Raw genomic sequence first — 13,731 nt, 5'->3', positions numbered from 1 at the left:
CAGGCGGGGATCAATCGCCCTCGATCAGCCGGATCCCGTCGTCTTCGATGACGATCCGGCGCTGCTTGTAGAGTCGGCCGATGGCCTGCTTGAAGGCGTTCTTGCTGACGCCGAGCCGGGCCTTGATGGCGTCGGCCGAGCTCTTGTCACCGAGGGCCAGGAACCCTTCGTTGGCACTCAGCGCTGCCAACACCTTGTCGCCGACCACGTCCAGACGCGCCTGCCCCGGCGGCAGCAGCGACAGATCCAGACGGGCGTCTTCACGCACACGGCGAACATAGCCATCCATGCGATCCCCCCGGCGTAGCGGGCGCGACATGTCGTCGTGATACAGCAGCCCCCAGAAGCGACTGTTGACCACCGCCTTGGCGCCCAGGTCGGTGAGATCGGCGATGGTCAGCGACACTCGATCGCCCGCCTTCAGGCCTTCCGACTCGTCCTGCAGGAACTTGTCGATCTTCATGCTCGCCACCGGGCGCATGCGATCGTCGACATAGATCATCACCAGCACCCGCTTACCCGCGTCCGGGCGGAAGCGCTGCTCGCCGAACGGCAGCAGCAGATCCTTGGGTCGCCCCCAGTTCAAGAACGCACCGATATCGGTGACCTGCGTCACCCGTAGATACGCGACATCCCCCACGTTGACCTGAGGCTCGGCAGCGCGTGGCGATTCGGCGGGGGTGTCATCCCGAGGCGTGCGGGTCATAGGGCGTTCTCAGCTGGCAAGCGGTGAATGAGGTGGCGCCATTATGGGGTGAGCGACGGAAACGAGCAAAACGCGCTGCAGTGAATGGACCACCGGAGGCGGAGCGCAACCGGCCTTTCTTGCCGAGTCTCCCATCACGCGGGAAGAAGGTTTACACTTCAGCAGCAACGCATACCTTAGACCTTCGTATTAATCCCATCGATAGTCGAATTCACTAGGCGTGATTAGCAGCCTAAAGAGTTGGCTCCCATAATGTCGTCACAGGTTGAGGCCGAGAGGCCATTAAAAAAGACATTATTGGAGGCAACATCATGAAAAATCGTATTCTCGCCGCTATCGCCATCGCCGTCGCTCTGCCCACCGTCGCTCAGGCCAACAGCGTCGTCGAACAGCGTCACTTCGATCAGCAGAGCGAAGCGCTCAGCATCGAGCAGACCGCGCAGTATCACGCGCTGCCGACTCGCTACACCGTCGACACCGTCGATGGCGGCCACAGCAATGCCGCCGATCAGTCTCTGAAGAACGTGGCCGGGTCCACTCAGCTGGGCACCGACGTGCAGCCGTCTCGCAACACCCTGATCGGTGAAGGCCAGAGCGCCGCTGCCGGCCAGGCGCTGCAGAACGCCACGCAGACCGTCAGCAATGACAAGGGCAACGTCGAAGTGAACTTCGCCAGCCTGTAAGTCTTGCCTTCGGGCACCATCACAGCGCTAGACCATCAAGGGAGCCATTGGCTCCCTTCTTGGTTTTATATCCTGCAAAAATGAACTATTTCAGGTGCTACAACCACCATCATTTTTGTCGATAGTTTATTTCGCGCCATTCGATTTTTGTTAGACGGCTAACAGACCGATAATGACATCACCGGTTGAGGCCAAGAGCCCAACACCAAAACAGATGATCATTGGAGGCAACACCATGAAAACTCGCATTCTCGCCGCTATCGCCATCGCCGTTGCTCTACCCACCGTCGCTCAGGCCAACAGCGTCGTTGAACAGCGCCACTTCGACCAGCAGAGCGAAGCGCTCAGCATCGAGCAGACCGCGCAGTATCATGCGCTGCCGACTCGCTACAGCGTCGACACCGTCAACGGTGGCCACAGTGCCGCGGCGGACCAGGCTCTGCAGCAGGTCGCCAACGCTAGTCAGCTGGCAACCGACGTCGAAGCGTCCCACAGCAGCTTGATCGGCCAAGGCCAGAGCGACGCCGCCGCCCAGGCACTGCAGAACGCTACGCAGACCGTCAGCAATGACAACGGCAACGTCGAAGTGAACTTCGCCAGCCTGTAAGTCTTCGCCTCCGGGCACCGTCAAAGCGCTAGACCAAAAAGGGAGCCATCGGCTCCCTTTTGGTTTTATATCCTGCAAAAACGAATGGGTTCAGACGCTACAACCACCATCATTCCTGTCGATAGTTTATTTCGCGCCATTCGATTTTTGTTAGACGGCTAACAGATCAATAATGACATCACCGGTTGAGGCCAAGAGCCCAACACCAAAACAGATGATCATTGGAGGCAACACCATGAAAACTCGCATTCTCGCCGCTATCGCCATTGCCGTCGCTCTACCCACCATCGCCCAGGCCAACAGCCTCGTGACCGAACGTCACTTCGACCAGCAAAGCGAAGCGCTCAATATCGAGCAGACCGCGCAGTATCACGCGCTACCGACTCGCTACAGCGTCGATACCGTCAACGGTGGTCATAGCGCGTCTGCAATTCAAGCGTTGGAGAACGTGGCCGATGCCACTCAGTTGGCTACCAATATCCCGGCGAGCCACAACGCCCTGATCGGCCAAGGCCAGAGTGAAGCCGCCGCCCAGGCGCTGCAGAATGCCACACAGAATGGCGGCAACGACCGCGGCAATGTCGAGATGGACTTTGCCAGCAACAGCTAAGCTGCTGATTGACGGAAAATGAGGGCCTGCGGGCCCTTTTTTGTGGCAGATACACGGCTATCGGCGGATCGTGACATTATCCATTCAGCACATGGCTCTTGTTCGCCCTCGAACTCTCTGCTGGTGGGCGGCTTCGTTCGAGACCGAAAGCACAAGAGAATTCGGCCGGGGCCGAACGGCACTCGAGCCGAACGACACCAGGATTAACGACACAGCCCCGATCGGTATCGCCGATCGGGGCTGTATTATAAGGAACTCACGTATCGTCTTTCTCGCGAGATGGCGACCTCAGGTCGCCAGCGGTTGCTGCGGTCCGAAACACTCGTAGCGCCGGTTCTCGGCCGGTACGCCCTGCGCAGCCAATAGCTGATCGACCTGCTGCATCATCACCATCGGGCCGCAAAAATAGTAAGTCGCCTGCCGATCGCCGACCCAGGCCTTCAGATCCTCGGCTTCGATTAGGCCCCGCTTGTCGAAGTCGGTATCCTCGGCACGAGGTTCATCGAAACAGAGGTGAAGCCGGAAATTGGCGTGCTCTGCCGCCAACGCTTCCAGCTCCGGCCCGAAGGGCCGTACGCCGCCGTGCCGCGACGCCTGGACGAAAATGATGGGGCGAGCCGTAGACTTTTTGAGCGCGGCGTGCGCCATGGAGATCAGCGGCGTAACGCCGACACCACCGGCAATGAGTACCAGCGGTTGCGCCTCCGCCTCCGGCAACTGCAGCGTGAACTCGCCACAGGGCGGAGACAGTTCGACCCGATCCCCGACGGCAAGGAAATCGTGAATCCAATTCGACGCATTGCCGGCCGGTACATCTTCGCCCTCGCCCGCCTCGCGTTTGACGCTGATGCGAAAGGCTGCCTCACCGGGCGCGTTGGAAAGGCTGTAATTGCGCATTGAGAGCCGACCATCCGCGGTATGAAGCCGGATCGAGACATACTGCCCCGGCTGGTGTTCGGCCAGCGGCTGACCATCGACGGGTTCGAAATAGATCGATACGATGTTGTCGCTCTCGACCTGGCGCCGGGCCACCACGAACGGCTTGAACCCCGACCAGCCATAGCGTTCGTCCTGCCCGGCGTAGATGTCTTTTTCCCGCTGAATGAAAACATCCGCCAGTTGCCCGTAAGCCGCTGCCCAAGCATCGATGACGTCATCCGTCGCGGCATCTCCCAGCACTTCACGGATCGAGGCCAGCAGATTTTCGCCCACGATGGGATAGTGCTCCGGCTGAATCGTCAGCGAGGTGTGCTTCTGGGCGATGACCTCGATCGCCTGCCCCAGTACGACGGGATTATCGATATGCTGGGCATAGGCGAGAATCGCACCGGCCAGCGCCCGCTGCTGAGTACCGGAACGCTGGTGCGCCGGATTGAAGTAGGTTTTGACCTCGGGATTGTGTTTGAACATCCGGGCATAGAAATGCCGGGTCAAACTCTCTCCGTGGGCCTGTAGCACGGGAACGGTCTGTTTGATAATAGCGGTCTGTGCGGGGGTGAGCATGGCGTACTCCTGGCGGAAAATGCGATCGAGATGGCTCGGGCACCAAAAGGGTATGTAACATACCTTTTTAAATAGGAGTATCATTTACCAAATTTAACTTGTCAAGGTATCATGAAGCTCACTACGCACACCGACTATGCGCTGCGCCTGCTGATCTATCTGGCAGTGAGAAGCGACGAGATGCCCGCCACGGTCCAGGCGGCGGCAACGCATTACGGTATTTCCAGCAATCACCTGGCCAAGGTCGCCCAGACACTGGTGCAACTGGGCTACGTCACCAGCCTGCGCGGTCGTGGTGGTGGATTACGCCTGCAACGACCCGCCGAGGAAATCAACATCGGGGCGCTCGTCCGTCAAACGGAGAATCTGGAACTGCTCGAATGCTTCGGGCCCAACTCCAGCTGCCCCATCGAACCCGGCTGCCGCCTCAAGAACGTATTGTGGAAGGCACAGCAGGCATTTCTGGAAATTCTCGACGGCTATGTCCTGGCGGATCTGGCCGGTAACGAGCAGGAATTACGAATATTGCTGTCGGCGCGACCTGCGCAAAGCCCCTGACGAAGAAAAGCAGGCACATCTTGCATTGAGAAAGCCCCGAAACAACCGTCAAAGAAAACCGCCGCTCAATCAGTGGCGTGAGGGCGGTTATAGGGTTCTTTAACCACATGTAAATGATTGTTTTCCAAGTATTTTTTATAATGTCGACAATCTAAGTATACCTCCGATATACCTTTCAGCCTCGTAAGCTAACCGTGTGGCTGCTCATCGCACGGCCACTCAGCTACGTTCGTCTATGGGCACTGTGTGCCCCAAAACGATCGCCCATGGGCTTTTCAATCGCTGCCAAGGGTATCGATATATGCCAATTCAAGTAAGAGAAGCTAGCAAGGCGGATATCGGCGAGATCTTCGCCATCCGCACCAGCGTAGCCGAGAACCATCTCTCGCTTGAGCAGCTCGCCGAAATGGGTATCACACTAGAGACCATCGCCGCCATGCTCGACCAGGGCCCTAGTCTCTGGGTTGCGGAGTTTGATCGAGTACCCGTGGGCTTTTCGATGGTTCGCTATGAAACCGGGAGCGTATTTGGTCTTTTCGTCCGAGCCGATTACGAAGGGAGAGGTGTGGGCCGCTTACTTCTTGAGAAAGCCGAGCGCCATCTATTCGCCAAATTCGACGAGATCTGGATGGAAACCGAGATCGGCAGTCGAGCCTATGCATTCTACGAGCGTGCCGGCTGGCTTCCCGTTGAGAAGCGGTGTCGTGGCTTGATGAAGTTCGTCAAAGCCCGATCCGCGGCGGGTGGCCGGTGAGTGACAGTATTCGGTCAAAAGCGGAAATCTCTCTATGGCAACACCTAGCCCCAAGCTGACGTCATCTACTGGATGATGCGTGCTACAGACTCCAAGGCGGTGGGCGTCTCCCATCCCCAAGCCATCTTCTAAAAAACACGACTCTTCCTCGTCACTGGTCCTACGAACTTGTAGCGCCCCGCCTTCTGAGTGACGCGCTGCGGTTGAGTCCATGCTACCGCTCTTCCCTATGCGGCGGTTTTCGTTCGCTTATCGAAATCATTGATCCAATCTCGTAGCTTGCTTGCGTCGGCGATGATCTCGTCGATATCGGGCAGGTGGGTGGGAGTTTCGTCTGGCTGGGAGTGCTCAAAGGCGGAATACTTCGACATTAGATCGTCGATGACGATGCAATCCGCTGGCTCGATGGCTGCCAGTTTCTTGAGTACCCCCATCGTTTTGATCTCGCGGCGGAAGCGCCCAACGATGTTCGCACACAAGTGAACTTCCACTGTGCGCTCCACCAAAATGCGGAAGGTGCTGCAGGCATCCTTCAATGCCATCTGCCTGAGCTTTGGCTCCAGCCGCTTAGCGGCGCCCATCTCACTGATGAGCTGGCCAAGGCCAGGTTTGGGCTTCAGTGAGAACGTGTTGACCAATGACGGTACGCCCGTCTGGTGACCTTCCCGCCCGATCGCAATGACCTTGCAGCGAGCCTTGAAACCTTTCCCGATGCGCTTCTCGTGAGCGTCTTGCAGTAGGGCCAAGAGAGACAAACGATGGGTGAAAACGATGACTTGGCGACTCTCTGCAAGCTCGGCGATCCGCGCGGCCACTGCCTCCTCGAACCGCTGGTCAAGCGATGAGATGGGGTCATCGAATACGATAGGAATGGAACGATCGCTTCCGGTAGCATCGGCTAAGAACGCGGCCAAGGCAATGAGCCGCTGCTCGCCCTCGCTCAACACCTCGCAGTTTTCGACGCGCTGTTTGGGAGCTAGAAGTTCCGCGCAGAACGTGAACCTGCCTTTCCCTTGAGACTTATGTTTCATTACCACGGGCAACCCTTTGCCACCCAACTTCCCCATCTCGGCGTTGAAGCGATCGCAGAAACCTTGGGCCAACTCTGCACTGGCGATCTCGTTGTTCTTCGTTGTTAGCGTTTTCGTTGACGTCAAACGGATGGCCGCATCAAACTTCGCGACCGCAGTCAGGCGCTTGACCTCGGCCTTAATGGCGGAAACGTTTGCAGCTAGCCACTCTTTACCACGTAGGTCGAGCAGCCGCTCCTGACTGGCTCTCCTGCCTTCCACGTCAATTAGCCTAGCAAGCTGATCACGTTCCAGCTCAAGATCTGCGATCCGTTTGGCATGAGCGACGTGCCAAACCGACCAATCCACGCTGGGGACGTCTGCCAAGTCTGACGCTACCTTCAAAGCAGTGGTTCGCGCGTCCACGGCCACTCGCAGTGATTCGCCAACCGCAACGTCCAAGCCAATGGTTTGGCTTACGGTGGCCCACACCTGCTCGTCGGGCACTGACTGCAATGCCTTGACCTGGTCGTTTAGGTACGTTTCGGCGGCCGCTGCATCGGCTTGGAGCTTGTTCTGGATAAACTCGGAGAACCCGAGCATGCGCGCCTTGGCGTCAGCGCCGAGTTCCTGTTGGCACAACACGCACCTCGCTCCTTCTTCGACGTTCGGGTGCTCGTGATCCGGGTAGGCCGAGGCCGTTGAATACGCCTCTGCAGCTACCCATAAGCGGCGCCAAACCTCTTCTCCAACGCCTCTTAGTGGCACCTTGTCGAAGAACGCCATGGCGTGCGTACTAGCGGCCTCTCGCTTGCCGATGGCATCTGCTCGAGCAGCGATGATTGCATTGACTTGGTCGACGGAGGTCGCCGCTTCTCGATCCAGCGCCGATTGCTTGTGCTTGGCGAGCTGATCCAGTTGCTTGACCACCTTGGTATGGAGCACGGACGGGTTGGGCTGTGCCAAGGCCGCCTCCAATGTCACCCGTTCCACGCGTTCCTGATCGGACACGCCGCAAGCCGCGTCAATGGCCGCGTCTTGGGCTTTAAGCTTCAGAAGCTCCCGAAGCGTCGCAGCCGCCTTCGATTGGGACAAATCTGCATTGAGTTGCGGCAGCTGGTTCACCAGCAGATCCGCGCGCTGGCGCAGGTTGGCGCCGACGCGATCGGAAATCTCGATGAGACGCCCCATGAACACCATGGGCCGAGGCATGTGGGTTGCAGATGTCGCTTTGTCACCAAATTCTACGGACGTCGCGGAGTCGAACACAGGGATCGCTTTCAGCTCGGGTAACGGGCCCTTGCCCATGTCCCACGTCAGCTCTGACGCTTGAGACGCTGGCCCTTTTTGATCCATGGCCCTAATTTTCACCGCTGCAGTTGGGTTCTCGGTGGCGTCCAGAAAAACGTGGCCATACATGGGGCCTGCTATGCGCGCCCCGCACAAGTGTTTGGTCAAGCGCGCGTAGCCGGATTTGCCGGATCCGTTGGGGCCATACACGACCGCCAGGTCCGCCTCTCCTAGCTCGAGATGGGCTTGGTCGCCCAACGCGTTGACACCGCGGATGTCGAACAATCGTTCAAGTCGCAGTCCGCCGCGCCCTGGGGTGCCAGCAATTGCGCCGGGTACCAGTGGAGCGGAATCTTGGCTCAACTCCTTTGCGGCTTCTTGCAGGCAGTGATCTGCTAGCGCGTCGATGCCCGTCACGTCTGGCATGCGCCGGTAGGTGATCAGATCATGCGCGGCCGCCCGCAACCAACTGGCTTTGCTGTTCAACCACGCCTCAATCTCAATCGGCGCGGAGTCTTCATTTTGGCTCGTCATTGCTCCCCCCAGAGAAAATTTTCAGGCCAGTGGGCTCAAAGCCTGTCACGGGTTGTTGTTACTATGTTGCACCGCTTTTTGCGGGATTTCCCTGCAGGTCAATCCGGATCTGGGGGTGGGTCTTAAGCCGAGATCCAACTAGCTTGCCATACTCGCCCTTCGATGGCAGTGAGTCGGGTTTTACCGTGTATGACTCACTGGACCGAATGAATTGCATTTAAAATCGAGGGCAGCCCCCTTCCTAAGTCTGCTCTGGGTCGGAACCCGTCAGCCTTCTCAACCCCTGTCAGGAATACCTTTCGTATCAATCTGCCACACTCCGTTTCATTTCTCTATCCAACATCCCCCACCTTTCGTCGGGCTGGTTGCAAAACGCATTATTTCGCATCATTTTTCCGGCCCCATAATCGCCCTGCCGCCCCAGTAGCGGCGCGGCTTGGAGCCACCTGCGACGCTGCATCAAAATCGACCCATTTAGCGCGCAGGCGGGGCGGGGAGTCGACAGCGCGCCGGCAGCTTGCGGCGAGATAAGGGCAGGATGGTGGCCACAGGGACGTGGCCACCCATTCGCCGCTGTTACCGCGACAGCGACTCGATGATTTTGCAGTCGGCCACCGTATCCGCCTGGCAGCATTGCTCGAGCCGGTCGAGTTCCCGTTCCAGCTGCTGTAGATCCTTCAGCCTCGACCTGACCCGCTCCAGTTGCTCGTGGATGATCGAGTCGACCTGTCGGCACGGTGCGTTCTCGTCATCGGCGAGTCCAAGCAGCGATTTCACATCCTCCAGGCTCAGGCCCAAGTGACGCGCGCGCTTGATGAAGATCAGGCGATCTCGCTCACGATCCGTGTAGAGCCGATAACCGCCCTGTGTTCTGGTCACCGGCGAGAGTAGCCCCGCGCTTTCGTAATAGCGGATGGTCACCGCCTTGGTGTCGGTGGCCTTGGCAAGCTGACCTATGGTTATCCGGGACTCCATGATGCTTGACCCTATAGCGGCTAGAACCTTCATGCTATCAGCCAATCATTCGAGGAGGCACTGGCATGGATTCCTGCTGCGAGAACAAGGCTGGCGAGCTGGCGCAATTGCGAGGCGCGCAGGCCAAGGTGCTGTACTGGGTACTCGGTATCAACGGCTCGATGTTCGTGATCGAGTTCGTGGCGGGTTGGCTGATCGGGTCGACGGCGCTATTGGCAGACTCGCTCGATATGTTCGGCGACGCCACCGTCTACATACTGACGCTGTACGCGCTGAACCGAAGTGATCGAACGCGGGCCGGTGCGGCGTTGGTCAAAAGCCTGTTCATGTTCGTCTTTGGTTTGGCGGTCATTGCCGAGGCAGTTCACAAGAGCGTGGTAGGCAGCGTGCCAGAGGCCGGCGCGATGGGGATCATGGGGCTGCTGGCGCTGGCCGCCAACACGGTCTGTTTCATCATGCTGCTGCGCTACCGCTCGGCGGATCTCAATATGCGTTCGACGTGGCTCTGCTCGCGTAACGATCTCATCGCGAATACTAGCGTGGTGCTGGCAGCGGTGGCCGTCGGCATGACCGGCACGGTTTGGCCGGATGTGGTGGTTGGCCTGGCCATCGCTGCGCTCTTCCTGCATTCGGCCTGGCAAGTTTCGACCGAGGCGATTGTCGAATGGCGAGTTACAGGGCAGGCCAAGGCAGATGCTTCTTCGCCGCCTTCTGAAACGGTAAGCACCGGGAATTGCTGTGAATCGAAATCGTCATGCTGTGACTAATGGGGATTCCAACGCGTCACGGAGGGCATCCGATCTGTTGCGAATACCGGGTCGAGACGATGACGGGCGAAAACGACCACTGAATGGAAATCTACTCGATCAGTTTGAGCTCGAGGACATGGCGAATGCGCTCGCCATCCCACTCGTAGCCCAAATGCCGGCCCTGCCGCGTGGCGGACATGACCGGCGGACGTAGCACCGCCGCGCATTCGCCATCGGGGTCGCGCACGCTGGGGTACACGATGCCGTTCCCGCTGGCTTCCCAGACTTGCCGGCCGAACGCCTGCCCTGCGCTCCAATCATCGGGATCTAACAGGGGTGCGGCGCTTGGCTCGCCACGTAGGTCATGCAGCGTGCCAACCAGGTCCGAGAGATAAACTCGCTGCTGTAGCTGCATGGGCGGCTCGCTGGAGTCGTGCAGGAATCGTTCAGCGTGGTAACGCGTCTCGGCGATGGCTGTGGCCTCGCTCAAAGCGCAGTAGTAGACCCCGAAAGCCCCATCGCTGAAACGTGACCCCTGACCCGTGAAGTGGCAAAAAGCTGCCATGACGGGCGTCCAGCCTAGACCGTAGCGGCGATCTTCCTCTCGGACCATGTGAATCGCGCCGGCTTCCTCCCGTAACCGGGTGGAGGTCTGGCCTTCCAGCCGATTGAGAAGATTCCAGTCGCCAGGCGCGGCGACACGCTCGAATAGGTCGATAGGCGGAAACCGGGAAGGCACGACGCGATAGCTTGGCCGCCAATGTACGGTCGAGAGTGGAAACGTCATGCGTGGCTGCCACCGCGTGCGGCATCGAGGTACTGACGCACCACGTAGAGATCGGACACCAACCCGCTACGCAGTCGTTCGAGAGGCGCCTGCCCTGAGAACAGTGGATTGCTGTTCGGCCGGCGCAGCCAGCTATCCGCTGCATCGCTGCGCGGCAAAAGGATCTGCAACGCCTTGTAGATTCCCAGGATCAAAGACATGCGCTCTAGCTGGTTTACGTCCAAGGTGGCCTTGCCGGGCTGCTTCTGCCAGCGGCGATAAGTCGAACCCGGCACGCCAAGCAGCAACGCGGCCTCCTGCTCCTTCAACTGCCAATCTCGAGCGATGTTGGGATAGGTGCGCATGGCCGCCGCGCTCATATCCTGGCGCTGGTCGCGTGACATCTGAGTGATAGCCATATCGCCTCCTCGTGCCATTTGGCGGTTTTTATAGATTATCCGCCACTTGAACACAATTGTCATTATGGAACCATTGCTCGCGCGCCATGCGGCACAATGATCACGGACTGAAACGGCAGGCAAAGAAAAGCCGCCGTTCGAAGCGTTTCGAACGGCGGCTTTCGCAGGATTCTTGGCGCGCCCAGTAGGATTCGAACCTACGACCCCTGCCTTCGGAGGGCAGTACTCTATCCAGCTGAGCTATGGGCGCGTATGACGGGAGTCATGCCGGTTCGCGTCGATGACCTAGGATGGCCCGCAAGCGGCGCGGCCATCCTACCCGCTCGGTCAATGGCTGTCCAGACATGCCACGCCTGGCGGGGTGAGCGATGTTCGAAGCTCTCAATTCGAATGATACCGGTTGGCGGTAATACCCTCACACGTCTCAGCCGATAGGGCGCTGAAGATAGCGTCGGGCCAACCCTAGCCCAGCAGCGATCGCAACCCCGCAATCGCGCTTTGACCACGCTCCTGCTTCCTCTCGGGGTTCTCCTTGTCGGCGCGCCCTTCCCATTCCAGGTCGTCCGCTGGCAGCTCGTCGAGGAATCGGCTCGGCGTGCAGTCGAGCAGCTCGCCGTAGGCCTTGCGCTGGCGGGCGAGCGTCAACGTGAGCGTGCGCCGGGCGCGGGTGATACCGACATACGCCAGGCGACGCTCCTCCTCCACGGTGCCGGATTCGATCGAATTGCGGTGTGGCAGCAGCTCTTCCTCTAGCCCCATCAGATAGACATGAGGGAATTCGAGGCCCTTGGAGGCGTGCATCGTCAGCAGCTGAACGCGGTCGGAGTCGTCCTCTTCGGCCTGCTGCTCGAGAATGTCGCGCAGTACCAGGCGCGAAATCGCCGACTGCACGTCGTCGGTTTCCTCGGAGGCTTCGCCATCCTCGTCGTCGCGATGCATCGATTTCTCGAGCTGGTCGATCAGCGTCCAGACGTTGGCCATGCGACGCTCGGCGATGGTAGGCGCGCTGGCGTTCTGATACAGCCAGGCTTCATAGTCCATGTCGCGGATCATCTCGCGAATCGCGGCGATGGCGTCGCCCTGATCCATGCGTTTGCGCACGCCGTCGATGAAGTGAGCGAAACGCCCTAGCCGCTCGACGGCGCGGGTTGGCAGCACCTGCTCCAGCCCCATCTCATGGCAGGCGGAGAACATCGAGCCGCTGCGTTCGGAGGCGTAGTTGGCGAGCTTTTCCAGCGTGCCGGGGCCGATCTCGCGGCGCGGCACGTTGACGATGCGCAGGAAGGCGTTGTCGTCGTCAGGGTTGATCAACAGCCGCAGGTAGGCCATCGAATCCTTGATCTCGTTACGCGAGAAAAACGAGGTGCCGCCGGAAAGCTTGTAGGGAATCTGATGGTGCTGCAGCTTGAGCTCGAGCAGCCGGGCTTGGAAGTTGCCACGGTAGAGCACGGCGAAGTCGCGCCATTCGGCGCTCTCCTTGATGCGCCGCGTCAGAATCTCGCCGGCCACGCGTTCGGCCTCGGCCTCTTCATGACGATTGACCACCACCCGAATCGGATCGCCCGGCCCCATGTCCGACCACAGCGTCTTCTCGTAGACGTGCGGGTTGTTGGCGATCAGGGTGTTGGCGGCGCGCAGGATCGTGGCGGTGGAACGGTAGTTCTGCTCCAGCTTGATCACGTTGAGCCGCGGGAAATCCTCGCCCAGCGTCACCAGGTTTTCCGGCCGGGCACCGCGCCAGGCGTAGATCGACTGGTCGTCGTCGCCCACCACGGTGAACGTGGCGCGCTCGTCCATCAGCATCTTGACCAGCTGATACTGGCTGACGTTGGTGTCCTGATACTCATCGACCAGCATGTACTGGATCCGCTTGCGCCAGCGCGCCAGCGCGTCGGGATCGGTCTTGAGCAGCACCACCGGCAGCATAATCAAGTCGTCGAAATCGACCGCATTATAGGCCTTGAGATGACGGTTGTAGGCTTCGTAGATGCGCGCGGCGTACTGCTGGTCTTCGTCTTCGGCGTGGGAAATCGCCGGCCCCGGCAGCACCAGATCGTTCTTCCACTGGGATATCTGACTCTGCACCCCGTTGATCTGCTCGGCGTCGGTGTCCGCCTCTTTCTGCATCAGATCGCGCAGTAGCGCCTTGGCATCTTCCGGGTCGAATAGCGAGAATCCCGGCCGGAAACCCAGCGCCTTGAGCTCGCGACGGATGATGTTGAGCCCCAGGTTATGGAAGGTGGAAACGGTCAGGCCATACCCTTCGCGCCCCTTGAGCATCTGCCCGACGCGCTCCTTCATCTCCCGCGCGGCCTTGTTGGTAAAGGTGACGGCGGCGATCTTGCGCGCGCTCATCCCGCACTCCTGAACCAGATAGGCGATCTTGGTGGTGATCACGCTGGTCTTGCCGGAACCGGCGCCCGCCAGCACCAGGCACGGGCCGTCGATGAAGCGCACCGCCTCCTGCTGGCGCGGATTGAGTTTGGCGAGACGTTGGCGAATATCGGACATGAGGGCAGAATCGCAGAGGTGAAGAAAGCTTCGAGAAAGAGAACGTCAAAATCAGA

The 13,731-nt window shown here is 59.4% G+C and carries 13 protein-coding genes and 1 tRNA gene; 6 read left to right on the top strand and 8 right to left on the bottom strand.

The features are described from left to right. Window positions 1–10: 10 nt before the first annotated feature. On the bottom strand, window positions 11–706 hold the full coding sequence (locus tag ACUN9V_RS11185) for a CvfB family protein (RefSeq protein ID WP_439302688.1): 696 nt from the start codon (window positions 704–706) through the stop codon (window positions 11–13). Window positions 707–1,017: 311 nt separating this feature from the next. Here ACUN9V_RS11185 and ACUN9V_RS11180 point away from each other — a divergent pair, with 311 nt between their 5' ends. The 3 genes from ACUN9V_RS11180 (at window position 1,018) to ACUN9V_RS11170 (ending at window position 2,606) form a co-directional block, all read left to right on the top strand. Next, the gene (locus tag ACUN9V_RS11180) at window positions 1,018–1,389 is read left to right on the top strand and encodes a hypothetical protein (RefSeq protein ID WP_075561935.1); all 372 of its coding nucleotides are present in this window, start codon (window positions 1,018–1,020) and stop codon (window positions 1,387–1,389) included. 235 nt (window positions 1,390–1,624) lie between these two features. Further along, window positions 1,625–1,996 (top strand): hypothetical protein, encoded by a 372-nt coding sequence (locus tag ACUN9V_RS11175; RefSeq protein WP_445511431.1) that lies wholly within the window; start codon window positions 1,625–1,627, stop codon window positions 1,994–1,996. Window positions 1,997–2,231: 235 nt separating this feature from the next. Beyond that, entirely contained in the window at window positions 2,232–2,606 is a 375-nt protein-coding gene (locus ACUN9V_RS11170; protein ID WP_139313578.1) for a hypothetical protein, read from the top strand. Window positions 2,607–2,894: 288 nt separating this feature from the next. Here the strand turns inward: ACUN9V_RS11170 and hmpA are convergent, their stop codons facing one another. Next, a complete protein-coding gene (gene hmpA, locus ACUN9V_RS11165) occupies window positions 2,895–4,109 on the bottom strand; it encodes an NO-inducible flavohemoprotein (protein WP_075561377.1) in 1,215 nt (404 codons plus the stop codon). A 111-nt stretch (window positions 4,110–4,220) separates the two neighbouring features. On the opposite strand from hmpA, the gene ACUN9V_RS11160 reads away from it, so the two are divergent. Together ACUN9V_RS11160 and ACUN9V_RS11155 are read left to right on the top strand one after the other, a co-directional pair. Beyond that, window positions 4,221–4,667 (top strand): Rrf2 family transcriptional regulator, encoded by a 447-nt coding sequence (locus ACUN9V_RS11160; RefSeq protein WP_075561378.1) that lies wholly within the window; start codon window positions 4,221–4,223, stop codon window positions 4,665–4,667. Window positions 4,668–4,968: 301 nt separating this feature from the next. Further along, the gene (locus ACUN9V_RS11155) at window positions 4,969–5,421 is read left to right on the top strand and encodes a GNAT family N-acetyltransferase (RefSeq protein WP_075561379.1); all 453 of its coding nucleotides are present in this window, start codon (window positions 4,969–4,971) and stop codon (window positions 5,419–5,421) included. A gap of 227 nt (window positions 5,422–5,648) precedes the next feature. Here ACUN9V_RS11155 and ACUN9V_RS11150 read toward each other — a convergent pair whose 3' ends face one another. Both ACUN9V_RS11150 and ACUN9V_RS11145 read right to left on the bottom strand, forming a co-directional pair. Next, the gene (locus ACUN9V_RS11150; protein WP_445511430.1) at window positions 5,649–8,255 is read right to left on the bottom strand and encodes an AAA family ATPase; all 2,607 of its coding nucleotides are present in this window, start codon (window positions 8,253–8,255) and stop codon (window positions 5,649–5,651) included. 576 nt (window positions 8,256–8,831) lie between these two features. Next, window positions 8,832–9,230 carry a MerR family transcriptional regulator gene (locus ACUN9V_RS11145; protein WP_445511429.1) on the bottom strand — a complete coding sequence of 133 codons (399 nt, stop codon included), beginning with the start codon at window positions 9,228–9,230 and terminating at the stop codon, window positions 8,832–8,834. Between the two features lie 65 nt (window positions 9,231–9,295). Here ACUN9V_RS11145 and ACUN9V_RS11140 point away from each other — a divergent pair, with 65 nt between their 5' ends. Continuing rightward, window positions 9,296–9,997 (top strand): cation transporter, encoded by a 702-nt coding sequence (locus tag ACUN9V_RS11140; protein ID WP_075561382.1) that lies wholly within the window; start codon window positions 9,296–9,298, stop codon window positions 9,995–9,997. Window positions 9,998–10,088: 91 nt separating this feature from the next. On the opposite strand, the gene ACUN9V_RS11135 is transcribed toward ACUN9V_RS11140, so the two are convergent. The 4 genes from ACUN9V_RS11135 to rep all read right to left on the bottom strand — a co-directional run bounded on the left by ACUN9V_RS11135 (window position 10,089) and on the right by rep (window position 13,675). Next, window positions 10,089–10,766 carry an RES family NAD+ phosphorylase gene (locus ACUN9V_RS11135; RefSeq protein ID WP_075561383.1) on the bottom strand — a complete coding sequence of 226 codons (678 nt, stop codon included), beginning with the start codon at window positions 10,764–10,766 and terminating at the stop codon, window positions 10,089–10,091. Continuing rightward, window positions 10,763–11,164, bottom strand: a complete 402-nt coding sequence (locus tag ACUN9V_RS11130; protein ID WP_075561384.1) for an MbcA/ParS/Xre antitoxin family protein — start codon at window positions 11,162–11,164, stop codon at window positions 10,763–10,765. Before ACUN9V_RS11130 ends, ACUN9V_RS11135 begins: the two co-directional genes overlap by 4 nt. A gap of 173 nt (window positions 11,165–11,337) precedes the next feature. Further along, window positions 11,338–11,414 (bottom strand) — tRNA-Arg (locus ACUN9V_RS11125). A 212-nt stretch (window positions 11,415–11,626) separates the two neighbouring features. After that, on the bottom strand, window positions 11,627–13,675 hold the full coding sequence (gene rep, locus ACUN9V_RS11120) for a DNA helicase Rep (RefSeq protein ID WP_445511428.1): 2,049 nt from the start codon (window positions 13,673–13,675) through the stop codon (window positions 11,627–11,629). Window positions 13,676–13,731: the final 56 nt, after the last annotated feature.

Source organism: Salinicola sp. V024, assembly GCF_052645315.1.
The sequence above is the reverse complement of the archived record's forward strand: the minus strand, read 5'-3'. Positions and strand labels throughout refer to the sequence as shown.